Source organism: Marinomonas aquiplantarum, assembly GCF_003314975.1.
In the GTDB taxonomy this organism is placed as follows: Bacteria; Pseudomonadota; Gammaproteobacteria; order Pseudomonadales; family Marinomonadaceae; genus Marinomonas; species Marinomonas aquiplantarum.
This window is the reverse complement of sequence record NZ_QNRF01000017.1, coordinates 22,000-46,361: the sequence shown is the minus strand read 5'-3', so window position 1 is coordinate 46,361 and position 24,362 is coordinate 22,000. Positions and strand designations below refer to the sequence as shown.

Here is a 24,362-nt window from a genome sequence, read left to right as displayed (position 1 = left end):
TCAATCTGAGCCATGATCAAACTCTTCAGTTAAAAAGTTTGCTCACTCAAATCTCGAAACACTAACAATTACTTAATAAAGCGAATTGACGTGTTAGACTCTCGTAAGACTTCAATTTCTTTTTTGAAGCCCCAGCGAGCGCCCACACAAATTATCTGATTATCTATTTTAAAGAGCGTTGCCGTTACACTTAAGCTGCTTTCCCTCTGCTAGAGAGTGAAGCCCTGTCCGTGTCAGCGAGGGCGTATATTAAGGATCTACAGATTTTTAGCAAGTACTTTTTAATTCTTTTTTAAAAAATACTTTTGCGGCGTTTCTTCCACCCTTTTACTCATCCCAAGGGTGGGCAAAAGGTTGTGCTTTTATCGACTTAATCAAACTGCATTGTTCTTCTGATAAATCCTTTGCAACTCCTTTGACGGCGATGCGTAATGATTCCATACGCTTTACCGACATTGAGTTCCCCTCCAGCTCCGAACGCAAGATTTCAATTTGCGCCAATGCCACTCTTTGAGTCGATTCATCAAGTTGACTGGCATGTGCACAAAGAGTTGCAATACACATCAACGTCTCTATGCGCTTACCCAATCGTTGCAACGGTAATTGTGCTTGCGTCAGTTCTAATTGATAGGCAGCACTAATTTTAAAGTAATGCCAACGACATTTTCGAAGCTGATATTCCGCAAACCTTAGATGCGATTTTAATGGCGACGGTATACTTTTATACCTAACCATCAATTTACTAGGAAACCATAGCGCACAACGATCAATAAGGCTTGATACCAGATTACGCGCCACCCAACCCAACAACCGCCAAACTCCTGCATTACTTGCCAGTGACAACAGAAGATTTGACATTCTTATTGGCGACTTAATAAAGCGTCCTAAAGAAAGCTTTAGAATATGTTTTTCCTTAACAACCGGCTGACCATTTTTATCCATGTTTGCTCGCTGCAAAAGATGTAGCAACCCAGCCATGTAGTTTTCTGTGAACGATTTGGTTAGGTCCCTTACCATTCCTAGTCGAATCAGGTCGTCTTCCCCCTCAACAATACCAAAGGCATGCGCTGTCGCTCTAATATCTGATATACGAGAACCTTTATCCAAACTGCGCCCCCCCATAACCCGCTCACAGGCAATTAAAGAGTTCAACAAATAATGGGCACTGGCCGATTTAGTGACGTCTCTCAATCCCGCCAAATCTACTTTATCCTGATCTTGTGCTAAGGCTAAATGTGATAGAGCTTGTGCCGTAAGTGCTCCACCCAATATTTTTGCCAGTGCCAAGCGAGGCAATTCATGCTTAATAACCTTCCCACCAACACCTTCTCTTTGTGTCGCATAATACACAGCATCAGCTGCCATCATTCGCTGAAAACCCGCAGCTTGCGCAGCCAACATGCAACGCCCCATCCTTAAACAATAAAACAATACTTCGACGCCATTGCCTAAAATTTCCTGTTCATATGGAATGGGGAAGTTTTTAAAATGAATTCTTGAGTTAATATTCTGTTGAAAGGCACTTACATTAGAACTCTGACAATGAAAAGAAAACTCACCATCAATATCGGATTCGGGCAACTCAGTAATAAACAACGCCAACTCTTTACTGTCCTTACCTTTCCTTGCCACGATGGCCATTAGACCACCATGGGTAGCGCTGGTAATGTAGAGCTTATTACATTCGCCTTCGGCAAAAAGCCGCCAACATGCATTTTCCTTATCTTCTTCCACATAAGCTTTGACACGTTTAGCATTCACGCCCACCCCGACTTCGGTAAGCGCAAACGCAATAAGCTGCCCGCCACTAATCGCTGGCAGATATTTGCTTTTTTGGGTTTCAGTACCATAACCAAGCAAGGCACTAGAACCTATGGTTAATTGTCCAGAGATTTCAACAGATAAAGCCCCTAAACCATTAGCAGCAAAATTTTCCATTAAACAAGCAAACTCGCTGTAACGCTTACCTTGTCCGCCATATTGGGTTGGAACAGTAAAACCATAAGCCCCTTCTTTGGCCACTGCATTACGTAATGCAGATGTTATTCTCCCATCCTCGCCAAAGGCGTCACCTTGCTCCAAGCAGGACAATCCAGCCTGTAAGATTGCGGACGCTTCTGAGGTCGCGGATTGCTTCATGTTATCGACACCCGAAAGCAGCTCTTCTATGTCAGGTTTGGGGCCGTAAATCATTCGCTCAATTAAACTGGATTGAGTGGTTGCAAGGTGTCGACCCGCCGCATCTGCTGCTTGTTCTAAAGCAGCCACGTCTTCGGCTTGTGCATGGTCGCCAGCGGCTTTTAATGCCTGCGCAGAAATAGAGTCAGGTGAGTGGTGAGACATACAATATTCCTCAAGAAAGTAATTAAGGAAAAGGTACGTGAGGAAAGCGCATTGAGGAATGGCATAAGATGCCGATCATTAATGCAAATAGTGCCAGACCACTGAGTTGTGCACATCAAACTAACCCCGAATGTGTAACGCTCTATAGTCAGTTGGACTTAACCCCGTCCAACGCCGAAAAGCACGCGCAAACACTGCGGCATCGGAAAAGCCAATTTTTTCAGCTACCGCTGCAATGGAAATACCATCTTGCGCTAACCAATAGCTTGCTCGATCTTGACGCATAAGATCTTTAATTTGCTGAAAGGATGTCCCCTCTTTCTCTAACTTACGAATCAAAGTTCGTCTGGACATATGCAAGCGCCTAGCCGCCTCATCAATATCAGGAAAACCCGTAACAAACGAGCGATTAAGCAAAGCCCGTAGATCACTTGCTACGCTAATCTCTCCCGGTTGCTTCAAAAACAACTCAATTGGACAACGCTTCATGTAAGCTTTTAATGCATCTAGGCTTTGAACATTTTGTCGAGCCAAATAAGATTGACTAAAAACCAATTTCAACGCCTCTTGATTGAACAGACGCTTGCAAGGATAAAGCTTTGCATAATCATGTTGTTGCGGTTCCGTATATGGAAAATGTACCGCCAATAAAGGAATACGCTCTTGAATCAACCAAGAAGCATAACTGTGCCAAGCCAATAAGGTTATATCCGAAAATAAGTGAGACGTATCCAAACTCGTATCCGCCAACTTAAACGCTAATACGGCAGTATTATCCACCTCGCTTAACGTCATTTCATAGGCGTCAGACACCATGTTGTAGAAGCGACACGCCAGCTGCAGAACTTTACCCAACGTCGCTTCATGAACGGTGGCACGCCCCATCATAAAAAAAGCCCCTGCGGGTAAAGGCGAACTGGCTAATCCCATGGCTTCGTCTTGCAACAAATCCCAAATCCCCTCGACAATACCAGCAAGCTTCTCAATCTCTACCTCAACATGGACATCATCAATCACGCTTGGCGACAAATCAGCTTGTTTAAATAGCGCATCTGCATCCAAACCTTTTGCTAAGGCCAAATGATACAAACGCCCTATATAATGATTTGGTGTGGTTAAGGTTTGTCTATCGTGAGACATAGCATTTCCCGTGTCGCAATCAATTCCATACTCTGTATACACTATTCACCCTGAACGAGCACTGACAAAACTAAAAAAGGCGCCGTAGCGCCTTTTTAAACATAACAAGTTAAGCCCGTTACAGGGTAAACAAATGGTGCTTCTTCTTACCCAGCTTCACTAGGAAAAATTTACCGTAGTAACCTTTCTCAGGCGAAAACATGTCCGCTGCTGACATATTGTCGTCCATGCCTTTCGCGTCACCATTTACAAACACAGAGTTACGTTGTAATGCGTCTTTTACTTGCTTACCAGAAGCCGCCAAACCAGCCTCCGCCAACAAACTTGTTAAAGGCGTTTCCGCTAGATTAGCATCAGCAAGAGAACTGCTTGGCAAACCATCCAATTGAATTTGTTCAAGATCCTGCTCGCTTAACTGATCGGCTTCACCACTAAACAATGCTTGGGTAATGCGCTCTGCGGCGGCTAAACCTTCTTCACCGTGAACTAGGCGCGTAGCTTCGCGAGCCAAAATAGATTGCGCTTGCGGTTTGCCAGTACTTTCTTTATCCGTTTGCTCAATCGCATCGATCTCTTCCATGCTAAGGAAAGTAAAGTATTTAAGGAATTTATAAACATCCGCATCCGCCGTGTTCATCCAAAATTGGTAGAAAGCATATTGCGATGTTTTCTTAGGATCCAGCCAGACAGCGCCCGATTCTGTTTTACCAAATTTTGTACCATCTGACTTCGTCACCAAAGGCACAGTCATACCAAAAGCCTGGGACTTATTCTGACGACGAGAAAGGTCTATACCACCAACGATATTGCCCCACTGATCACTACCACCGATTTGAATGGTACAGTCGTACTCACGATTTAACTCCGCGAAATCCATACCTTGCAATAAGGCATAAGAAAACTCGGTAAACGAAATACCAGCGCCTTCACGATTCAAACGCTGCTGTACGGACTCTTTATTGATCATGGCATTTACCGAAAAATGCTTACCAATATCACGTAAGAAGTCGAGCACATTCATGTTCCCCGCCCAATCTAGGTTATTCACCACACGAGCAGGATTGGTAACATCAGCAAATTTTACAAACTGACTCACTTGACCACGAATTTTTTCAGCCCAACCAGCCACAACATCAGACGTGTTTAACTGACGCTCTGCCGCTTTAAAACTTGGATCACCAATTAACCCTGTGGCACCACCCACCAAAGCGATCGGGTTGTGGCCAGCATCTTGGAATCGCTTCAACACCAACAGAGGCACTAAGTGACCTAGGTGCAAACTATCAGCCGTAGGATCAAAGCCACAATAAAGCGTACGACTGCCACTCGCCAAATGAGATTTCAGCTCGTCTTCTGAGGTCATCTGCGCGATCAAACCACGAGCTTGCAAGTCGGTTAAAAGGTCGTTACTGCTTACTGTCATTTTATAGATCCACTTCTTATAGAGTTAATTTCGTCAAAGCATTCAATTATAAAAGTAATATTGGTACGATTACAGAGCTTTAACAAAGAATTTTAGGTACATATTTTGATTAAACTGATACCCACTAAGCATCTACTTCTTATTGCTGTGGTATGCGTCCTGCTAGCCATTGTCCTGATTGCAATTCCTGCAGACGAGGCGACCGACGAAACACCCATCTCTATCCATGCCAACTTACAGCTGGTAGATCAATCGCAAGTTATGTTAACTGAGTTGCAAGAACTAACACCCAAAAGCAACATCATGCCATCTATCTCAACATCCGGGATCGTCTCCGGTTACGATGTACCAACACCAGACAACCTCGTTAAAAAGAACAGCGCCCCAACGTTCAAAGACCACTCAGTCACCGTCAAGTCTGGAGATTCTTTATCAAAAGTACTTTCTAGTAGAGGCATTTCACCACAAGATATCTACAAGGTCTCACAAGCAGACAAAAAACAGAAATCTTTGGTTAGAATGCTGCCAGGCCAAACATTAAACTTCACGACCAATGAAAAGAGTGGTGAGCTAACAAAACTGACGCTTATTCAAAACCGTTTAGACAGCGTTATATTTGAACGAGAAGAAAACAAGTTCACTCGTACAACGGAATCTAGAACGCCTGAAATCGTTCAAACTTATAAAGAAGCAGAGATTAATAACTCACTGTTTGTTGATGGCCTAAAAGCCGGCATCAGTGAGCCTCTCATTATTGAGATTGCCAACATCTTTGGTTGGGATATCGACTTTGCCTTAGACATTCGTAAGGGTGACAGTCTTAGCGTACTATATGAAGAGAAGTTCTTAGACGGTGAAAAAATTGGCAATGGCAACATCATTGCCGCACAGTTCATTAACAATGGACGAACCTTTCAAGCCATTCGTTTCCAAACGAAAAAAGGCGCTCATTATTACACCCCTGATGGATTAGCAATGCGCAAAGCCTTCATCCGTACACCGGTCGACTTTTCACGCATTTCATCGAAATTCAACCCTAATCGCTTGCATCCGATCTTCAAAACTAGCCGCCCACATCGAGGAGTGGATTATGCCGCTTCCAGTGGCACCCCTGTAAAAGCGGCAGGCGACGGTAAAATTTCCTTCGCAGGCAAACAAAACGGTTATGGTAATGTCGTCATCATCGACCATGGGCGCGGCTATCAAACTCTGTATGCACACTTACGAGGTTTCGCCCGAGGAACCAAGCGTGGCGCTCGTGTAAAACAAGGCAAGATCATTGCTTATGTTGGCCAAACAGGCTGGGCAACCGGTCCACACTTGCATTATGAATTTCGCATTAATGGCGTTCACAAGAACCCTGTTACAGTGAAGCTGCCCAACGACGACCCTATGCCGAAAAGCGATTTGAAAAAATACTTACCTTACGCTCAAAAGGTGGTCGCCACGTTAACCAACTCTCATTCACCTGCTTTTGCTCGAAAACTAGCGGCCTTGAAGCGGTAACACAAAATAAAGACATAAAAAAAGCAGCCTAGGCTGCTTTTTTTATGTCTTATGGAAACAGGCTTAAACAGCGCTGTTTACAAACTCAATCAGTTGAGACTTAGAAACAGCACCAACTTTTGTTGCAACCACTTCACCACCTTTAACGATGATTAAAGTTGGAATACCACGTACATTGTACTTAGGTGCCGTTTCAGTGTTTTCGTCAACATTCAATTTAACCACTTTCAACTTACCAGCATACTCATCAGCCACATCTTCTAAAACAGGCGCGATCATTTTACATGGACCACACCAAGGTGCCCAAAAATCAACAAGTACAGGTACGTCTGAGCTCAACACTTCTTCAGCAAATTGAGCATCCGTAATTTGGCTAATATTTTCACTCATAAAAAATTCCTTAAAATCTATATTGTTCAATGAATGAGGCTAGTGTAACACTAAATCCCTAGGGTAAAAATCGATTCTCTTTAATTCCACAATAGAAAAACACTATTGCGTAAGAGCTTGAATAGCCGAAGGTAATTCCAATAGAGAGTGGATTTCTGCATGAGAACGAGCGCCCCAATCATCACCCCAACGACGAGCACCATGGCGATTAAACCAGATACTTCGAGCACCCGCATTCGCCGCCCCAAGCACATCATCAACTGGATGATCACCAATATGAATCAGGCTTTCCGCCGCGACACCAGCCTGATTAGCAGCATAGTGAAAGAGCTCAGGAGCAGGCTTCGCCACACCATGTTGATCCGCACGTACCGCAAATTCAAAATAGCGCCCTAACCCAACATAAGGGTGAAATACATCGGCATTGCCATTGGTGATGACCGCTAGACGATAATCCTGATGCAATTCAGCCAACACATCGCTCACATGAGGAAACAAATCTACTTTTTGACGCCACTCACAAAAATGCACCAAGGCCGCTTGAGCAACCATATTGGCTTCCTCTGTCGGCAGACCAAATGCTTTTAATGCTCGCTGATAAACAGACAGTCGCAAACGAGTTAAGTCTGCGATCAAGGTTGGTTCCTGCGCTAAAAGCGCTTGTCGTATTGCCTGTTGACCATCGCTGCCATACTGTAAGTAGAAACCAGGAAAACGCTCTTCAAACCAGGATTCCATAGCGTATTCAGCACGGACAATCACTGGCGAAACATCCCACAATGTATTGTCCAAATCAAAGGTTATAAGTACCGTCATGGTGTTAGCCTTAATAAAATGGCACTTAATAGATCCGCTAAATGCTGTAAGAAAAAGGTGCCTTTTTCTTGGTCAAAGGTGGTGGCTTTATCTGAACCTAAGATCAACAAACCTCGCTTTTCGATGTCGCCACCAGCACGAGATAGAAGAGGAAGCACCGCAACAGAATTTACTTGCCCTGCTTCTTCAGCAAACAGATAAGCCATTTCCTTTTCAGGTAAAATGCCACAAAAACACTCATCAAGATTCATGGTAAAAGGCATTAAACCTTGATCGACATCCAGATTATGACATTTGATTGAACAGTCTTGATGATCGCCGAAAAGAATCAATGTATGGAAAGCGACCTCAAAATCGTCCCTCACCATATCATCAACCGCCACAGCTAAATCATCGAGCGAACGGCAATTCAATCCAGCCAAAATCAGGCGACGACTTTTCTGCATAGTCGATTCATTTTCGCGAGCTACTTCCACCAAGCGCTCAAATTGACCGCGGTATTCCGCAGTCGACTTTCGCAAATGGTTGACCTGATATTCCAATAAGGAAATCGCCCGACCATTAACAGGATGAGGAATCGTGAGAGCATCCAACACATCTGCATTGCGCACAAAAAAGTCCGGCGTATTGGATAAATATTGAATGATTTCCTCTTCGCTCATACCACCTCTATAGGTAAATTTGACCTTCAAACACTTTTTCAGCCGGTCCCGTCATAAGAATCGGTTCGCCTTCACCAGCCCATTCAATATGCAAATCACCGCCACGTAAATGCGCTGTCACTTTAGGTGCCAGCCAACCTTGCTTAATACCTGCTACAACGGCCGCACAAGCGCCAGTACCACAAGCCTGAGTTTCACCAACACCACGCTCAAACACTCGCAAGTTAATTTCAGATGAGTTAACCACTTGCATAAAGCCCACATTAACCTTACTTGGAAAACGTTCATGTGACTCTATTTTAGCGCCTAGGCTCTGCACCTGATCATCTTGCAATGCATCAACCTTTAACACTGCATGAGGGTTACCGACAGAAACAGGTGTAATTTGATAATTCTCACCATCAACCGTTAGTGGGTACAAACCGTCGTCAAGCTCTGCAGAGAAAGGTAAATCCGCCGGAACGAAACTAGGCGCACCCATGTCAACGGTTACTAGCCCACTGTCCATTACTCTCAGCTGAATGGCGCCACGCTTGGTTTCAACATTAATAACTCGCTTATGAGTCAGCTCGCGATCCAATACAAACTTAGCGAAACAACGCGCGCCATTACCACAATGCTCGACTTCACTGCCGTCTGAGTTATAAATTCGGTAGCGGAAGTCCATATCCGGATTAGAAGGTGGCTCAACAACCAATAATTGGTCAAAACCAATTCCCCAATTACGGTCACTTAAACGCTCGATTTGCGATTTATTAAAAAACACTTTACGCGAAACCGCATCCACCACCACAAAATCGTTACCGAGGCCATGCATCTTTGTAAATTTCAATAACACAACCGCCTCCTCAGTCTGGCAGAACTTGTTCGCCAGCCAACTGATGCTCAATGGTTTCACGTGCTCGTATTAAATACGCTTTATCACCATCCACCATCACCTCAGCAGCACGATTTCGACTGTTATAATTCGATGCCATCGTAAAACCATAAGCACCCGCAGAGCGAACAGCCAATAAATCACCCGCCTGAATATCCAGTTCACGATCCTTACCTAAGAAGTCACCCGTTTCACATACCGGGCCCACTAAATCGTATACGCGCTTACCTTCCGCTGTTGGTTGCTGAGAAACAGGCACAATATCCATCCAAGCACTGTAAAGGGAAGGACGAATCAAATCATTCATCGCGCCATCAATGATGGCAAAATTTTTATGATCATTACATTTCAGGAATTCCACCTGAGTCAACATCACACCAGCATTGGCAGCAATGGAACGGCCAGGTTCAAACGCCAACGTCACGTCCATACCGTTGACTTTTTCTAACAGTAATTTAGCGTAATCCGCTGGTTTTGGTGGCACTTCATCACGATAACGAACACCAAGACCACCACCTAAATCCAAATGCTTGATTTTGATCCCTACGGCGGCCAATTCTTCCAACAATCCAACCAAACGGTCGAACGTGTCCAAGAAAGGTTTTAATTCCGTCAATTGCGAGCCGATATGACAATCCACGCCCATCACATCAAGATTCGGTAATTCATTAGCGATTTGATAAATACGAACCGCATCTTTGATGTCGATACCGAATTTATTTTCTTTAAGGCCAGTGGAAATATAAGGGTGAGTCTTCGCATCGACATCAGGATTAACGCGTAAGGAAATCGGAGCTTGTTTGCCCATTTCTCCTGCCACCTTGTCTAAGCGATACAATTCTGCCTCTGACTCAACATTGAAGCAGTGAATACCAACTTCCAAAGCACGACGCATTTCTACTTCTTGCTTACCCAAGCCAGAGAACATGACCTTCGCAGGATCGCCTCCTGCTTTTAATACTCGCTCAAGCTCACCAATAGAGACAATATCGAAGCCCGCTCCTAAGCGTGCTAGAACATTCAAAATCGCAATATTCGAACAAGCTTTAACCGCATAACAAATCAGCGTTGGGTGAGCTGCAAATGCTTCGGCATAATCCATATAGTGGCGTTCAAACATCGCACGTGAGTAAACATAGCAAGGGGTGCCAAACTGTTCAGCAACATCAGACAAGGCAACGCCTTCTGCATGTAGAGTCTGATTTGCATAAGTAAATAAATCCAAAGGGGTATCCTCAATTTTGTGACGATGTTGGTTGTGACGGCAGTTTATTCTCAGGCAAATAAAGCGCACCTTTATTACCACAAGCAACTATAAGTCCGGTCAAAATAAAAATTGCTAGCCACTTAGACATCGTCATATCTCTTCATTTTTTGATGACGCTAGTATACCTTGCCAATCATGGGTTTCCCAACCCTAGCACACGAAATAGCGGGATATTCTTTGCCCTAAAGAAAATGAAGAAAGCTTGAATTTCACCATAGAAACACCAAGATAAAGACAGACATTTTCAACAGAGGTTAGCTTACAAAGCAGAATGAAGAACAAAATCCTTCCATGGAGCATCGCATTAGGTTGCGCCATTGTTCTACACATACTGTTACTAGAATGGTCAGCACCAGCAAGCTGGCTAAACGATCAAGCGGATGCCACTCGTCCAGAACTTTTTATTCTTAAGAAAAATGCGCCATCGCAACCGCAGACAATAGACAGTCGGCCATCAAAAGACTCGACAAGCAATGAACAAGACAATACACCAAACGACATCAACAGCATACCGGCCACTGACACCAGTAGTACGAGTGACAAAAATGTTAAACTAGAAGCGTCATCCGTCCCCTCTTCGGCGTTTAATCATCAAACCGATTTACCGATAGAGACGTCGTCTCAACTTGTCGACGACCTCAATGGGAAATCCCCACTATTGGACTTAAGCAGCTCTTCATCAAGTGAAGATAACGGCGAGGCAGAAGCCATCTTTTCTCCATCACTAAGGGCAAAAATAGAAAAAGCCAAACAAGACCAAGAAGCCTATTTGAAAGGGCAACAAAAAGAGACAGCCTACCCCATTACTCAAGATGCGGATGGCACAAAATACGTCAATATTGAAGGTGTCTGTTGGCGCATACCAGAACCAGGAAGCGATGAAGCTTGGGCGATCGTCTTTGCGGGCTGTAATGGCCAAAAAGAAACCTTCCATTTCGAACTAAACATTGCCCCTAGTACCTTCTTAGGCCCTGACGGAGCATTCCCACTTTCTGAGTAACCACCAAACTGGCATTCTATTTTTGCAAAAAAACGACGATCCTAGGTCGTCGTTTTATCTTCAACAAGATACGTTATACCGTTCGACTATCGAGCGGCTAACTCAGATTTTGCACGTTCCACAGCACTTAATACTTGTGCTGGCGCTGTCCCACCAATGTGGTCACGAGCAGCAACAGAACCTTCCAATGTCAGTACATCAAACACATCTTGCTCAATCATATCGCCAAATGACTGCAGTTCTTCCAAGGTCATTTCAGACAAATCCTTGCCTTCTTTCACACCGTATCCAACCGCTTTACCAACAATTTCGTGAGCATCACGGAATGCCACACCATGGCGCACCAAATAGTCGGCCAAATCCGTTGCCGTTGAGAACCCTCGACGCGCGGCTTCATACATGTGCTCTTTACGAGATTCGATCGCCGGAATCATGTCAGCAAAGGCACGTAGAGAGCCTTTTAAGGTATCAACAGTATCAAACAAAGGTTCTTTATCTTCTTGGTTATCCTTATTGTAAGCCAAACACTGAGACTTCATTAAGGTAAGTAATCCCATTAAGTGACCATAAACTCGACCCGTTTTACCGCGTACCAATTCTGGCACATCTGGATTCTTCTTCTGCGGCATGATTGAAGACCCCGTACAGAAGCGATCCGGCAAATAGATAAAGTTAAACTGAGCTGACGTCCACATGACCAACTCTTCAGCCCAACGGGACAAGTGCATCATGATAATGGAAGCCGTCGAGGTAAATTCGATAGCGAAATCACGGTCACTGACTGAATCCAAGGAGTTATAAGTAGGACGTTCAAAACCTAGCAGCTCTGCTGTCATGTTACGGTCAATGGGGTACGTTGTGCCCGCTAACGCCGCTGCACCAAGAGGCAAGATGTTAATTCGCTTACGGCAATCCACAAGACGCTCATAATCACGCTGCATCATTTCATACCAAGCCATCAAATGATGCCCAAACGTCACAGGCTGTGCTGTTTGCAAATGCGTGAAGCCTGGCATAATCGTATCGGCTTCTTTTTCCGCTAGACTTAAAATACCTTGTTGCAAGCGCGTCACTTCTTCTAACAAAAAGTCCACTTCGTCACGCATGTAAAGGCGGATATCTGTTGCAACCTGGTCATTACGAGAACGACCTGTGTGCAGTTTTTTACCGGTAATACCGATTTTTTGAGTCAGACGCGCTTCAATGTTCATATGAACGTCTTCTAGCTCAATTGACCATTCAAATTCACCACGGGCGATTTCTTCTTCAATTTCAGTCAAGCCCTGAATAATCTGATCACGCTCGTCTTCTGTTAGCACACCAATACTGGCTAACATTTTGCCATGGGCAATGGACCCCTGAATGTCTTGTTTCGCCATTCTTTGATCAAACTCAACAGAAGCCGTAAAACGCGCAACAAAAGCATCAACAGGCTCAGAAAAACGACCACCCCATTGCTGGTTTGTGGTTTTATTTGTATCCGTCATTCGGTTAGTTCCTACACTAGGTTCATTTTGCTGCAAAGAGTACCTTATGCGCCTCCACTTATAAAGTATTGAAAGATGACGAAGGGACTCTTAACGAGTATCATGAGCAGCAAATTTTAAGGATTTTCATCGGTCCGCAACGCACTAGGAGACACAGTGAAAGATAAAATTGTGATCGCAACTCGAGAAAGCCAACTCGCTCTTTGGCAAGCCAACAACGTCAAAGCACAACTCGAAAGCCTGTATCCAGATTTAACCGTGGAACTCCTTGGCATGACCACCAAAGGCGATCAAATTTTAGACTCCCCATTATCCAAAATCGGTGGCAAAGGGCTATTTGTCAAAGAGCTTGAAGCGGCACTACTAGATGGGCGAGCTGACATCGCCGTTCATTCCATGAAAGACGTACCGATGGCCTTTCCAGAAGGCTTAGGTCTTGCCGTTATTTGCGAGCGCGAAGATCCTAGTGATGCTTTCGTTTCTAATCAGTATTCAAGCTTAGACGATCTTCCCGCTGGGGCGGTTGTCGGCACCTCCAGTTTGCGCCGTTCTTGCCAACTAAAAATGCAACGCCCAGATCTCATCATCAAGGATTTGCGTGGTAACGTGAACACCCGCCTAAGAAAAATGGACGAGGGGGAATATGACGCGATCATTTTGGCAACCGCAGGCTTGCTTCGCCTCGAAATGCAGGAAAGGATTCGTCAGAAAATACCAGCTGAAGTAAGCCTTCCCGCTGGCGGACAAGGTGCCATGGGAATTGAATGCCGTGCCGATGATCGACCCACGCTTGAATTACTTGTGCCACTTCAGCACGAAGAAACCACCTACCGAGTGACCGCTGAGCGTGCTTTAAACGAACGATTAAATGGCGGTTGCCAAGCACCAATCGCTTGCTTTGCGATTCTTCAACAAGATGAAATTTGGTTACGAGGATTAGTAGGAAGTCCTGATGGCAAAACCATGATCCAAAGTGACATACGAGGACACAAAGACAACGCCAAACAATTGGGAGTAACACTGGCTGAAGAGTTACTTTCTCGTGGTGCCAATACCATCCTTGATGCCATTTACCAATAAATTAAGGTCTTTTAGCCGTGCCCAATCATCATATTCTGATTACACGTCCAGAACCTGAAAACCAGTTAAGCTGTGAGCGAGTCATTGCTCATGGCTGGCAAGCTGCCTCCTTACCGATGCTGAGCATAGAAGCGGTTAATGACCCACAAAAAATCGCCGCAATACGCTCACAAGTTTTTAATATCGACGAGTTTAACTACGTCATTTTCGTCAGCAAGAACGCTGCGAGATTAGCCTGTGAATGGCTTGATCAATGTTGGCCCATGCTACCTGTCGGCGTCAACTGGATCGGTATTGGTCAAGGCACCACTCAAACCCTGTTAGACGAAGGCGTCCCCGCTATTGCGAATCCGGGTCATACAACAGAGGCGTTATTGGCTTGGCTTAAGCCAGTTAAAATGCGTGATCAAAAAATCCTCATCGTTCGTGGCCATGGCGGTCGACCAGAACTCGCACAACAACTGGAAGACAGAGGCGCAAAAGTCAGTTATCTTTCTCTTTACGAAAGAAAAAAACCTCTGTATCACGCTCAAACTTTCTTCATGCTGCCCGATATTAATTTAATATGGGTCACCAGTGGTGAAGGGTTAACACATCTTTCAGAGTATGCGATGCAACATAAACCGGAATGGCTGTCTCTGCCTATTTTTACGCCCAGCGAAAGAGTCAATCAACTGGCATTAGAATTAGGTTGGAAAAAGGCGATATGCGCTCACGGTGCGGATGACACAAGCCTAATCAACGCGACGGAAATTCACACAGGACATTAGAATGACTGATAACAACAAGCACGAATCCAATGACACCAGCCTCTCAAAGAGCCCAGAGCAAAACAACGCCGCTACCGAAAGTGCTGATGAGGTTACTCATTCTAATTCCGTTGCCCCAGCCAAAGACAAGGGGAGCAATCATGGTCTCACAATGACTTTGACGTCTGTTTCTCTATGCGTCTCTTTGATTGCAATCGCCACCAGCGGCTGGCTGTATTATCAGTCAACTATCAGCCCCATTTCTCAGAACATCCAGCAACTTAAAGTGCAGCAAGACACACTCACTGCCGAATTGAAAACCAACCAAACCAACAAAGCCCAACTCGATCAAGTGGCAAAAGACGTCATCCGAGCTCAACAGTCCGCTCAGCAAGAAACGAAAAAGCTTACGCAACAACAGATTGAGCAAAGCAATAAAATACAGTCCTTAGAGGCTAAATTACAACGGTTAAACAACACCACCAAAGAAGATTGGAAACTGGCCGAAGCAGAATACCTGATCCGCCTTGCTAACCAGCGTTTATTGCTTGAAGCAGATACTAAAGGGGCTATCTCCTTGTTAAGCAATGCCGATGACATTTTAAAAGAGCAGCAAGATCCAATTACGTTTGACACACGCAAGGCCTTGGCGAAAGACATTCAAGCGTTGAGTGCAACCAGCCAATTTGATTTGGAAGGCAAATATCTGCAACTCACAGCGTTGCATGACAGCATTATCACTTTGCCACAACGAGAACCCTCAAAAGAATGGCAAAAGAGTCAGCAAGATGCCAGCTCCGAAGACACGACAACAACCAGTCGTATTGAGTCAGAACTGCAAAATTTCTGGCAATCATTGCGCTCTTTAGTGGTAATTAACTATCAGCACAAACCAATCAAAGCTTTGTTACCGCCGGCAGAATATCAAGAACTAACAACAGGCCTACAGTTACAGTTGGATGTGGCACAGGTCGCCCTGATGAAAGGTGAAACCCTCATTTATCAGCAAGCTTTATCCCGTGTCGCTACGGCCATCACGGAACACTTTGACACCCAATCAAACCTAGTCACGTCTTTCCTTGCCAGCTTAACCGAGTTACAACAAATCGACCCATCCCCCACCTTGCCTTTACCTCGGTCGTCATTATTAGCCATGAAAAACCTAATGAAAGACTGGAATCAGCGCCAACCCACTGATAATAATGCTGACCCAGCGAGCACGGAACAACCATCCGCTGTTGAGAACAAGACAAAAATAATGGACCAAGAAGAAAACGCAAACGCTGTGGATGACGCTCGCTCTGAAGGAGAAAATTCATGAGAAAGCTACTCTTTCTACTGGTCATCATGATGGCAGCAGGTGGTGTATTAGGACTACTAATGCGCCAAGACTCTGGCTATGTACTTATTGCCTTCAACGGTGTCACAATCGAGACTAGTCTTTGGGTATTGCTAGCCGCTATGATCGTCACGTTATTTGTGATGAGCTGGGTCAAACGCATTTTATTTATCACTCTCAGACCCAGTAACTCCATTGCTAAAGTGACTGACAACCTAGCTCAAAAAAGAGCCTCACGTAATGCTATTCGAGGTCTATTAGAACTGGTCGGCGGCAACTGGAATCGAGCCGAAAAACTACTGACGAACAGTGCTGATCGCGTACCTTACCCACTTATTAACTACATTGGCGCGGCTTACGCCGCGAGTGAACAAGAGGAACATGAGCGCTCTAAATCCCTACTTCGTTCAGCTCACAAATCCACCCCTGAAGCAGAGTTTGCAATTGGTTTTGCACAAAGCCAATTGCAAATCAAACAAGAGCATTACGAAGGTGCATTGGCTTCACTATTGCGACTTCATAAACTAAAACCTAAGCATCGACAAGTCGTTAAAATGCTGGTGTCCGTTTACACCAAACTGAAAGATTGGGATGCTCTGTTAGCGTTAACCCCAACACTTAAAAAAGACGGCATTTTTGATGAAGACAATATGCTGGAATTAGAGCGCAATGCCTTTTTAGCCTTGTTGGATAAAATCAAATTCCGCAATAAACTAGGCCAAAACAGCAAGGAACTGGTTGCTGAAGTAGAGTCCTTATGGAATAAGCTGGACACCCTCTCACAAGACGATCGTATGCGTCAGCTTTATGCTCAAACCTTAATTCACTTTGGTGATGATACCAAGGCAGAACATTTTATTCGCCAAAGCCTAAACCAAAAATGGTCAGAAAAACTTGTCTACGAATACGCAAACATTCAACAAGGCAATGTGAAAAAACGTCTAACAAACTGCGAAGGCTGGCTAAAGAAAGAACCTGCCAGCGCAAACTTATATCTAGTGGCAGGACGTTTAAGTCAAACCATGATGTTATGGGGGAAGGCGAAAGACTATTATGAACAAGCTCTCTCTCTCGATGGACAAAGCGAGGCTTTAGCAGAGTTGAGCCGCTTGCTTGATGCTATGGGGGACAGTAAAGCCAGTCAAAACTTGATGATGATCAACCTAAATCAAGCCAGCAATCAGTTAAAGCCTTTACCTTTACCCTCACATCATTAAGCAAAAAAGCTGCCCTTGGGCAGCTTTTTGTTTTACTTCTTCATTTCTAATTAAATGAATTAAAACTATTTAAAGCGCACGACCAGTTCATGCATATCGTCTGCCACTCTTTGTAACAAACGAATGCTGTCACTGGAAAGTTGCGATTTCTCAGAGCTCTGCTCAGCCAAATCAGAAATACGGACAACTTGGCGGTTAATGTCTTCCGACACTTGTGCTTGCTCTTCTACTGCAGCAGACATTTGAATCGACATGTCAGTGATATTCGACACAGAAGCCACAATTTCCTCAAAAGCCTGAGCCATTTCAACGATTTTTTGCAAACCTTGCTCGGCATCTAACTTACCCTGATGAGCGACTTTTACCGAACTTCCAGCACCTGCCCTCAAGGTTTCGATGATCTTATGAATATCTTGAGTCGAGCCCTGCGTGCGCATCGCCAGCTGACGAACCTCATCAGCAACCACCGCAAAGCCTCGACCATGTTCTCCGGCCCGAGCCGCCTCAATGGCCGCATTAAGCGCCAGTAAATTCGTTTGCTCTGCAATTTGATCGATCACTTGAGCCACATCTGCAATTTTTTCCGAATGCTGAGCTAAGTCCTGAACAGTCGCACTGATCTCATTTACTGTTTCGCTGAGGTCTTGAATTGAAGCTTGTGCATCCGTAATGATCACCTGACCAGATTGCGCAGAATGAAGCGAGGATTTCGCACTGTCGGCCGTCACTTGAACATGGTGCGCCACATCATTAATAGTCGATGTCATTTCTTGCATAGCGGTAGCCACATCTTGCGTTTCATGCTGTTGACTTACCATGCCCTTGGTCGTTTCCATGGTGAAAGAAAGCCCAACTCTCGATTGTTCAGAGACTTTAGATGACTCATCTTCAAAGCGTGTTAACACAGTATCAATGCGTGACATCATACTCTTCGCCCCGACTTCCAGCTGAGCAATAGAAAGCGCTTGATCTGAATAGGTCACGGCCGCTAACGGGTGCATAAAAGCATCAGGTAATCGACTTTTAAGCTGTTGATTCAAGTTGACTTGATAACGCCAAAATAAAACATTCGCCAGCAAACTGGCTAACAGCAACACGCCTAAGCCAAGGTAGAGATTTTGCAACGCAGACAGAAAAGACACCACCACTAAAGCTAGCGGCAAAAGCAGCTGCCAAGACTGCCATTTTTTAGGAATGACCTGTTTCCCTTGGCGGATCGCTTTATATTGTTTCTCCGCTCGAGTCACGTCTTCACGCTTCGGTACCGTTCGCACCGATTCATAGCCAACGACCTTGCCATTCTCCGTCACTGGTGTGACATAGGCATCTACCCAATAAAAATCGCCATTTTTACAACGATTTTTTACCAACCCCATCCAAGCCTTACCCTGTTTAAGGGTTTGCCACATCACCTCAAACGCCTCTTTCGGCATATCTGGGTGTCGAACTAAGTTATGGGGACTGCCGATCAGTTCTTCTTTTTCAAAACCACTAACTTGAATAAAAGCGTCATTACAATGAAGAATCTTACCTTTTAGATCTGTTGTGGACACCAGTTTAACACTTGGATCAAAACTTCTTTCTTGATCCGTTACTGGGGTGTTATTGCGCATAAAATTATCCTTAATCAGTTTACAATTATCTCCTTCATCCTAGGTCCCCCTAAGATACAGCGAGGATAACAAATTCATAAACAATGAATTAAGAATTACTGTAGTAAGTTTTTATGTAGCCAGCGAGTAACAACAGGCAACAGATATGTAGGGATTTGTAATGCGCCAGCTAAAGGTAAAAAAGCAGGTCCCAACAAAACTCCAGCCACACTGTAAGTTAGCAACACATTTCGATTTCCTGATGTAATCGCCGCCGTTAACGCAATTTCCACTCCCTGTTTACGAAACACCATAAAGGTAGTCACGAAAAACACCATGCACAGTACCACCGCAATTATAAAGTAGCGCAACGCCATCATAGGATCAGCATCAAACATCAAACGAAAACTCCCCACTAACCCTAAAGGAAAAGCAAAAACGAGCAATATGGTATACGGGGAAATTTTCAACAACACACGATTAAGCCGCTCTGTAGGGCAATAAGCATGCACTAAAAATGAGAACACCATGGGACCAAAAATAAAAATAACAAGACGAGCAAAGTAACTGGCCCAATCAAGCCCCAAGTCATTCAAAGGCGCACTCAATAACGCCACACTTACCGTAACAGGTAAGAGCAAGGTCGTTGCAATGGTCATTGCCATGGCTTCAATATTATCAAAGCCTAATGCCTTAACGATGGCTGGCGTAGCAAACAAAGAACCCGTCGCAGCAACTGCGAGTATCGCTAGCAACAAATCGGCCGTTAATGAAAACACCCAACCTAAAAGTGTCGCCAGCCCCATAAAAAGGAACGCGTGTAAAGCAGCATATCGCCAAACACGAACTTGGCTCAGTCGTTTCAGCAGTTCGCTCTGTTTCATACCAAGCAGCGTTAACGTCATTAAACTAAATAACACCAGAGGTAAATAAGGAAAGACAGCTAGAGAGAGAGACGGGAAGACAAATCCTAGTAAGGCAAACAAAAACATAACAGGAAGAGAATGGCGAACCAAGAAGGACAACATGACGGCACCTTAGTTAGGCAGCCCTAGATAAAATTCGTCCGTAAGTGCGATTATTTTTCTGAGCCACAATATCGTTTATTATTTTCAGGCAATTCAGCCATTTCTAATGGCCAGTCCTCACGAGCACGATCGAACTCTTCACGTAGAGCAATCAACTCAGCACGCTTTTCAACCGGCCATAGACTTTCATTAGAACGCTGATTTATTCTTGGGAATAGTATCAGATTATCATTCATAAATTATCTCTATTAATGCATTGTCTGGATATCTATCGACACTCTATGGATAATCTTTAGAAAACGCAAACTCGACGTAGATGAGAATATTATGAAATTTTTAATCTCCCCAGCGAAAACTCTGGATCTAACCTCTGAACCAAGCTTGCCCCTCTCCAGCTTGCCGCAACTAACGCAGGAGTCTCAATTATTAATCAAGACATTGTCTAACTATTCTCCCGCTGATATTGCCAGCTTAATGAAACTCAGCGACAAACTAGCAACACTAAACGTGGAACGCTACCAAGCATGGCAAGAAAACCACACCAGTGACAATAGCCGCCCGGCGATTTATACCTTTATGGGCGATGTGTACACTGGCTTAGATGCATATTCCCTAAACGAAGAAGACATGCAGTATGCACAGCAAAACTTAAGAATCTTGAGTGGGCTATATGGCCTATTGAAACCGCTTGATCTCATGCAGGCCTATCGCCTTGAAATGGGCACTAAACTCACCAACCCTCGCGGCTCTAATCTTTACCAGTTTTGGGGTGACATTATTGTCGACAAACTTAACCAAGAATTGGATGAAGGTGAGCTATTGGTTAACCTTGCCTCTAATGAGTATTTTAAAGCCGTCAATAAGAAAAAGCTGACGACACCACTGGTCAGCCCTAACTTCTTAGACGAGAAAAACGGTCAATTTAAAGTCATCAGCTTCTACGCTAAAAAAGCGCGAGGTTTAATGGCTCGATACTTAATTGAAAATCGTTGTCAGACATTAGAAGAGTTAAAAGCTTTTGATCTGGCAGGCTATCGCTATGACGCTGATCGCTCAACTGCCGACGTTCCTGTGTTTGTCCGCCCGGAAAGCGCACAACCTAATAAGTAAACACAGATAAAGCAAAATGACCTCAGTGATACTCAGGATAGATTACATACCCTTAGTATCACTGAGAAGTCCTTTATGAAGGGTTAAGTTGAGACAAACACCCCATTGTCACACGGTCATTACCACCAAAATCTTGGACACTTTGAACGTCACTGAAACCAGCGTCAATCAACAAACCACGGACGGCTCTCGCTTGGTCATAACCATGCTCAAACATAAGATGTCCGCCTGCTTTCAAAAATGTTGGGGCTTGTTCAATAATGTGCTCAATATCAGCCAAGCCATGATTTTCCGCCACCAGCGCCGTCTTTGGCTCAAAACGCACATCACCTTCAGACAAATGATGGTCTTCAGGGTCGATATAAGGCGGGTTTGATACAATCAAATCAAATTTACTTGATTCTGCTAACTGTTCAAACCAACGACTTTGCACAAAACGAGCATTACTAATCTGATGACTGGCCGCATTTCGCTTAGCCAACGACACCGCATCGGCAATCAGGTCCACCCCAAGCACCTCTGAATCACGACATTCAGTCGCCAATGCCAGGGCAATCGCACCGGTTCCTGTGCCTAAGTCCAATATTTGCTTGCCTTTTGCTTGTAATACCGTCAATGCCGCTTCAACCAAACATTCCGTATCCGCTCTAGGGATTAGCGTGCAAGGTGAGACTTCTAGATCTAAGGTCCAAAATGCTTGTTTGCCCAAAATATAAGCAATCGGTTCACCTTGCTCTCGGCGTTTCAAAAGCACGTCGAACTGAAACTGCTCTTTGTCCGTTAATGTCTTTTCTGGCCAAGAGTAAAAATAAGATGTTGTAACCTTCAGCACTTGCGCCAATAACAGCTGAGCATCAAGTAATGCGGTATCTGATATAAAACGAAGGCGCTCAGAGGCGCCTTGTAAGGATTCATCTATGCGCATAGGCGAAATCAATTATCACCACTCAAAGTAGCAAGCTGTTCTGCTTGGAACTCATTAACCAAAGGGTTAATCAGAACATCCAAATCCCCTGTGACAATCTCGTCTAGCTTGTACAAGGTCAAATTAATTCGGTGATCTGTCACTCGACCTTGAGGGTAGTTGTAAGTTCGAATACGCTCGGATCGATCGCCGCTTCCCACCAAGGATTTACGTGCTTCGGATTGCTCACTGGCCGCTTTTTCTTGCTCAGCAGCCAACAAACGAGATGCCAATAAAGACATGGCTTTAGCACGGTTCTTATGTTGCGAACGTTCATCCTGACACTCCACTACTACACCGGTTGGAATGTGTGTAATACGAATCGCAGAATCGGTTTTGTTAACGTGCTGACCACCGGCTCCAGAGGCACGGAAAGTATCCACACGCAAATCAGCCTTATTAATATCAATGCCTTCTACTTCATCCATTTCTGGCATGATGGCAACCGTACAAGCGGAGGTATGAATTCGCCCTTGCGACTCGGTCGCAGGCACACGCTGTACACGGTGAGCCCCTGACTCAAACTTCAATTTAGAATAAGCGCCGTCACCAACAATTCGAGCAATCACCTCTTTGTAACCGCCGTGCTCACCTTCGCTGGCACTCACTATTTCCACTTTCCAACGCTGGGTTTCAGCATAACGAGAATACATGCGGAATAAGTCACCAGAAAAAATAGAGGCTTCATCACCACCCGTCCCGGCACGAACTTCCAGAAAAACGTTACGTGAGTCATTTGGGTCTTTTGGCAACAAGAGTTTCTGCAAGGTGAGCTGCAAGGCTTCTTGTTGCTCCTGACCTGCTTTCATCTCTTCCACACCCATTTCTTTGATATCTGGGTCAGAGTCCGTCATCATCAGCTCAGCTTCTTCGATATTTTCCATTACTTGCTGATACTCATTAAAGCACTGAACTACTGGCTCAAGCTCCGCGTACTCTTTTGAATAGGTGCGGAACAAATCTTGATCCATGATCACGTCGGCTTCACTTAATAAAGCGGCCAATTCCTCATAGCGTTCTGCCAAGCTTTCTAGTTTTAACTTAATCGATTCTTTCATTTTTAATTATCTTTTTCTTCATTAATGCCGAGCACATCTGCGGCAATGGTTAATGCTTCTTGGTCGGCTTCACTACCAGCCTCCCGTAAATAACGGGTCGGAGCATGGATCAGCTTGTTCATCAAGCCATGAGCAAGTTTATTCATAACTTGTTCTGGAGATTGGCCACTTTCTAAACTTTTTAAGGCCTTTTCCAACTCAACCTGCTTGGTCATTTCAGCGGATTGGCGAAAGCTGACAATTAAGTCCGATACTTTTCTGGAGTCCAACGCTTTGCGGTAAGACTCAACACCTTGTTCAATTAAAGCCTCAGCAGCTTTCGCCGCATCTTGCCGCGCCCTGACATTTTCTTCGATAACAGAATGCAGATCATCAACGGTATAAAGGTAAGCATCCTTAACGTCTTCAACTTCTGGTTCAATGTCACGAGGGACCGCAATGTCCACCAACAACATTGGTGAATGGCGTCGCTTTGCCGTCGCACGTTCCACCATACCTTTACCAATAATCGGCAACTGACTGGCGGTTGAGGAGATCACAATATCAGCCTGTGACAGATAGTCTCCAAGCTCACCAAGCATAATGGCTTCGGCATTCAATTCATTAGCAAGAGCTTCGGCCCTGGCTAATGTTCGGTTAGCAACAATAATTCGTTTGACACCATTCTCTTTTAAATGACGCGCCACTAATTCGATGGTTTGCCCTGCACCTATCAGTAAAGCGGTGCTGCGTTTGATGTCGGCAAAAATTCGTTGCGCCAAACTAACGGCGGCAAACGCAATCGACACAGGATTTTCACCAATGGCCGTATCGGTTCTGACTCGCTTTGCCACTGAGAAAGTACGCTGAAACAAGGACTCAAGTTCTGGACCTATGCATTCGCCTTCTTGAGAAACAGCGTATGCTGACTTCACTTGTCCAAGGATCTGTGGCTCGCCCAATATCAGAGAATCCAGTCCAGACGCCACTCGCATAATGTGACGAACACTGTCATCCGCCACATGGGTATAGCAATATTGCTTCAGATCAGCCAAGTCAATGTTGTGATACTGCCCTAGCCAGTCCACTACCTCTTGTGCTTTATCTGAATCTTCAACCGAACAATACAACTCGGTGCGATTACAGGTCGACACAATAACGGCTTCCTGCGCTCGCTTCTCTGCCACCAGAGAAGACAACGCTTCAATCATTTTCTCCGGCGCAAACGCCACCCGCTCGCGTATCGAAACAGGAGCAGTTTTATGATTGACACCTACGGTAATTAGCGGCATTCAGGACTCTTCTCAAAAATCGAGATATTAAGATAACGACAGG

The 24,362-nt window shown here is 44.7% G+C and carries 23 protein-coding genes; 7 read left to right on the top strand and 16 right to left on the bottom strand.

Going from position 1 to position 24,362, the window contains the following annotated elements; genetic code table 11:
• Nucleotides 1–327: 327 nt before the first annotated feature.
• From DFP76_RS17765 to tyrS, 3 genes are all read right to left on the bottom strand, one after another.
• Nucleotides 328–2,343: an acyl-CoA dehydrogenase family protein gene (locus DFP76_RS17765; RefSeq protein ID WP_113875895.1), complete on the bottom strand. Its 2,016-nt coding sequence runs from the start codon at nt 2,341–2,343 to the stop codon at nt 328–330.
• A 120-nt stretch (nt 2,344–2,463) separates the two neighbouring features.
• Nucleotides 2,464–3,483 (bottom strand): AraC family transcriptional regulator, encoded by a 1,020-nt coding sequence (locus tag DFP76_RS17760; protein ID WP_113875894.1) that lies wholly within the window; start codon nt 3,481–3,483, stop codon nt 2,464–2,466.
• A 118-nt stretch (nt 3,484–3,601) separates the two neighbouring features.
• Nucleotides 3,602–4,906, bottom strand: coding sequence for a tyrosine--tRNA ligase (gene tyrS / locus DFP76_RS17755; protein ID WP_113875893.1), 1,305 nt, complete (start codon nt 4,904–4,906; stop codon nt 3,602–3,604).
• Between the two features lie 105 nt (nt 4,907–5,011).
• Here tyrS and DFP76_RS17750 point away from each other — a divergent pair, with 105 nt between their 5' ends.
• A complete protein-coding gene (locus DFP76_RS17750; RefSeq protein WP_245931975.1) occupies nt 5,012–6,412 on the top strand; it encodes a peptidoglycan DD-metalloendopeptidase family protein in 1,401 nt (466 codons plus the stop codon).
• A 63-nt stretch (nt 6,413–6,475) separates the two neighbouring features.
• On the opposite strand, the gene trxA is transcribed toward DFP76_RS17750, so the two are convergent.
• The 6 genes from trxA to lptM all read right to left on the bottom strand — a co-directional run bounded on the left by trxA (nt 6,476) and on the right by lptM (nt 10,512).
• A complete protein-coding gene (gene trxA, locus DFP76_RS17745; RefSeq protein WP_113875892.1) occupies nt 6,476–6,802 on the bottom strand; it encodes a thioredoxin TrxA in 327 nt (108 codons plus the stop codon).
• Nucleotides 6,803–6,904: 102 nt separating this feature from the next.
• Nucleotides 6,905–7,618, bottom strand: coding sequence for an HAD family hydrolase (locus DFP76_RS17740; RefSeq protein WP_113875891.1), 714 nt, complete (start codon nt 7,616–7,618; stop codon nt 6,905–6,907).
• Nucleotides 7,615–8,280: a DUF484 family protein gene (locus tag DFP76_RS17735; protein ID WP_245931974.1), complete on the bottom strand. Its 666-nt coding sequence runs from the start codon at nt 8,278–8,280 to the stop codon at nt 7,615–7,617. Before DFP76_RS17735 ends, DFP76_RS17740 begins: the two co-directional genes overlap by 4 nt.
• Nucleotides 8,281–8,287: 7 nt before the next feature.
• Nucleotides 8,288–9,118, bottom strand: a complete 831-nt coding sequence (gene dapF / locus DFP76_RS17730; RefSeq protein ID WP_113875889.1) for a diaminopimelate epimerase — start codon at nt 9,116–9,118, stop codon at nt 8,288–8,290.
• 10 nt (nt 9,119–9,128) lie between these two features.
• Nucleotides 9,129–10,382 carry a diaminopimelate decarboxylase gene (gene lysA, locus DFP76_RS17725; protein ID WP_113875888.1) on the bottom strand — a complete coding sequence of 418 codons (1,254 nt, stop codon included), beginning with the start codon at nt 10,380–10,382 and terminating at the stop codon, nt 9,129–9,131.
• A gap of 10 nt (nt 10,383–10,392) precedes the next feature.
• The gene (lptM, locus tag DFP76_RS18410) at nt 10,393–10,512 is read right to left on the bottom strand and encodes an LPS translocon maturation chaperone LptM (protein ID WP_113875887.1); all 120 of its coding nucleotides are present in this window, start codon (nt 10,510–10,512) and stop codon (nt 10,393–10,395) included.
• Between the two features lie 183 nt (nt 10,513–10,695).
• Here lptM and DFP76_RS17715 point away from each other — a divergent pair, with 183 nt between their 5' ends.
• A complete protein-coding gene (locus DFP76_RS17715) occupies nt 10,696–11,424 on the top strand; it encodes a hypothetical protein (RefSeq protein WP_113875886.1) in 729 nt (242 codons plus the stop codon).
• 86 nt (nt 11,425–11,510) lie between these two features.
• Here DFP76_RS17715 and argH read toward each other — a convergent pair whose 3' ends face one another.
• Nucleotides 11,511–12,911, bottom strand: coding sequence for an argininosuccinate lyase (gene argH / locus DFP76_RS17710; protein WP_113875885.1), 1,401 nt, complete (start codon nt 12,909–12,911; stop codon nt 11,511–11,513).
• 156 nt (nt 12,912–13,067) lie between these two features.
• Between argH and hemC the strand changes: the two genes are divergently transcribed.
• Genes hemC through DFP76_RS17690 form a run of 4 tightly spaced genes read left to right on the top strand, consistent with a single transcriptional unit; the run spans nt 13,068 to nt 17,296 of the window.
• The gene (hemC, locus tag DFP76_RS17705) at nt 13,068–13,991 is read left to right on the top strand and encodes a hydroxymethylbilane synthase (RefSeq protein WP_113875884.1); all 924 of its coding nucleotides are present in this window, start codon (nt 13,068–13,070) and stop codon (nt 13,989–13,991) included.
• Between the two features lie 17 nt (nt 13,992–14,008).
• Nucleotides 14,009–14,761 (top strand): uroporphyrinogen-III synthase, encoded by a 753-nt coding sequence (locus DFP76_RS17700; RefSeq protein WP_113875883.1) that lies wholly within the window; start codon nt 14,009–14,011, stop codon nt 14,759–14,761.
• A gap of 1 nt (nt 14,762) precedes the next feature.
• Nucleotides 14,763–16,061 carry a uroporphyrinogen-III C-methyltransferase gene (locus DFP76_RS17695; RefSeq protein ID WP_113875882.1) on the top strand — a complete coding sequence of 433 codons (1,299 nt, stop codon included), beginning with the start codon at nt 14,763–14,765 and terminating at the stop codon, nt 16,059–16,061.
• Nucleotides 16,058–17,296 carry a heme biosynthesis HemY N-terminal domain-containing protein gene (locus DFP76_RS17690; RefSeq protein WP_113875881.1) on the top strand — a complete coding sequence of 413 codons (1,239 nt, stop codon included), beginning with the start codon at nt 16,058–16,060 and terminating at the stop codon, nt 17,294–17,296. Before DFP76_RS17695 ends, DFP76_RS17690 begins: the two co-directional genes overlap by 4 nt.
• A gap of 65 nt (nt 17,297–17,361) precedes the next feature.
• On the opposite strand, the gene DFP76_RS17685 is transcribed toward DFP76_RS17690, so the two are convergent.
• The 3 genes from DFP76_RS17685 to DFP76_RS17675 all read right to left on the bottom strand — a co-directional run bounded on the left by DFP76_RS17685 (nt 17,362) and on the right by DFP76_RS17675 (nt 20,152).
• Complete coding sequence (locus tag DFP76_RS17685; RefSeq protein ID WP_113875880.1) at nt 17,362–18,909, bottom strand: methyl-accepting chemotaxis protein; 1,548 nt, start codon at nt 18,907–18,909, stop codon at nt 17,362–17,364.
• A 95-nt stretch (nt 18,910–19,004) separates the two neighbouring features.
• Nucleotides 19,005–19,916: a hypothetical protein gene (locus DFP76_RS17680; RefSeq protein ID WP_113875879.1), complete on the bottom strand. Its 912-nt coding sequence runs from the start codon at nt 19,914–19,916 to the stop codon at nt 19,005–19,007.
• 50 nt (nt 19,917–19,966) lie between these two features.
• Complete coding sequence (locus DFP76_RS17675; protein ID WP_113875878.1) at nt 19,967–20,152, bottom strand: hypothetical protein; 186 nt, start codon at nt 20,150–20,152, stop codon at nt 19,967–19,969.
• 91 nt (nt 20,153–20,243) lie between these two features.
• Between DFP76_RS17675 and yaaA the strand changes: the two genes are divergently transcribed.
• A complete protein-coding gene (gene yaaA, locus DFP76_RS17670) occupies nt 20,244–21,026 on the top strand; it encodes a peroxide stress protein YaaA (protein WP_113875877.1) in 783 nt (260 codons plus the stop codon).
• A gap of 73 nt (nt 21,027–21,099) precedes the next feature.
• On the opposite strand, the gene prmC is transcribed toward yaaA, so the two are convergent.
• Genes prmC through hemA form a run of 3 tightly spaced genes read right to left on the bottom strand, consistent with a single transcriptional unit; the run spans nt 21,100 to nt 24,319 of the window.
• On the bottom strand, nt 21,100–21,951 hold the full coding sequence (gene prmC, locus DFP76_RS17665) for a peptide chain release factor N(5)-glutamine methyltransferase (RefSeq protein ID WP_113875876.1): 852 nt from the start codon (nt 21,949–21,951) through the stop codon (nt 21,100–21,102).
• An 8-nt stretch (nt 21,952–21,959) separates the two neighbouring features.
• Nucleotides 21,960–23,048, bottom strand: coding sequence for a peptide chain release factor 1 (gene prfA, locus DFP76_RS17660; RefSeq protein WP_113875875.1), 1,089 nt, complete (start codon nt 23,046–23,048; stop codon nt 21,960–21,962).
• A gap of 2 nt (nt 23,049–23,050) precedes the next feature.
• Complete coding sequence (gene hemA / locus DFP76_RS17655; protein ID WP_113875874.1) at nt 23,051–24,319, bottom strand: glutamyl-tRNA reductase; 1,269 nt, start codon at nt 24,317–24,319, stop codon at nt 23,051–23,053.
• Nucleotides 24,320–24,362 lie beyond the last annotated feature (43 nt).

Bases quoted from the DNA above. Each gene is read 5' to 3' on its own strand.
- DFP76_RS17765 (WP_113875895.1), bottom strand. From the start codon at position 2,343: ATGTCTCACCACTCACCTGACTCTATTTCTGCGCAGGCATTAAAAGCC.
- DFP76_RS17760 (WP_113875894.1), bottom strand. From the start codon at position 3,483: ATGTCTCACGATAGACAAACCTTAACCACACCAAATCATTATATAGGG.
- tyrS (WP_113875893.1), bottom strand. From the start codon at position 4,906: ATGACAGTAAGCAGTAACGACCTTTTAACCGACTTGCAAGCTCGTGGT.
- trxA (WP_113875892.1), bottom strand. From the start codon at position 6,802: ATGAGTGAAAATATTAGCCAAATTACGGATGCTCAATTTGCTGAAGAA.
- DFP76_RS17740 (WP_113875891.1), bottom strand. From the start codon at position 7,618: ATGACGGTACTTATAACCTTTGATTTGGACAATACATTGTGGGATGTT.
- DFP76_RS17735 (WP_245931974.1), bottom strand. From the start codon at position 8,280: ATGAGCGAAGAGGAAATCATTCAATATTTATCCAATACGCCGGACTTT.
- lptM (WP_113875887.1), bottom strand. From the start codon at position 10,512: ATGTCTAAGTGGCTAGCAATTTTTATTTTGACCGGACTTATAGTTGCT.
- DFP76_RS17715 (WP_113875886.1), top strand. From the start codon at position 10,696: ATGAAGAACAAAATCCTTCCATGGAGCATCGCATTAGGTTGCGCCATT.
- argH (WP_113875885.1), bottom strand. From the start codon at position 12,911: ATGACGGATACAAATAAAACCACAAACCAGCAATGGGGTGGTCGTTTT.
- DFP76_RS17695 (WP_113875882.1), top strand. From the start codon at position 14,763: ATGACTGATAACAACAAGCACGAATCCAATGACACCAGCCTCTCAAAG.
- DFP76_RS17690 (WP_113875881.1), top strand. From the start codon at position 16,058: ATGAGAAAGCTACTCTTTCTACTGGTCATCATGATGGCAGCAGGTGGT.
- DFP76_RS17685 (WP_113875880.1), bottom strand. From the start codon at position 18,909: ATGCGCAATAACACCCCAGTAACGGATCAAGAAAGAAGTTTTGATCCA.
- DFP76_RS17680 (WP_113875879.1), bottom strand. From the start codon at position 19,916: ATGTTGTCCTTCTTGGTTCGCCATTCTCTTCCTGTTATGTTTTTGTTT.
- DFP76_RS17675 (WP_113875878.1), bottom strand. From the start codon at position 20,152: ATGAATGATAATCTGATACTATTCCCAAGAATAAATCAGCGTTCTAAT.
- yaaA (WP_113875877.1), top strand. From the start codon at position 20,244: ATGAAATTTTTAATCTCCCCAGCGAAAACTCTGGATCTAACCTCTGAA.
- prmC (WP_113875876.1), bottom strand. From the start codon at position 21,951: ATGCGCATAGATGAATCCTTACAAGGCGCCTCTGAGCGCCTTCGTTTT.
- prfA (WP_113875875.1), bottom strand. From the start codon at position 23,048: ATGAAAGAATCGATTAAGTTAAAACTAGAAAGCTTGGCAGAACGCTAT.
- hemA (WP_113875874.1), bottom strand. From the start codon at position 24,319: ATGCCGCTAATTACCGTAGGTGTCAATCATAAAACTGCTCCTGTTTCG.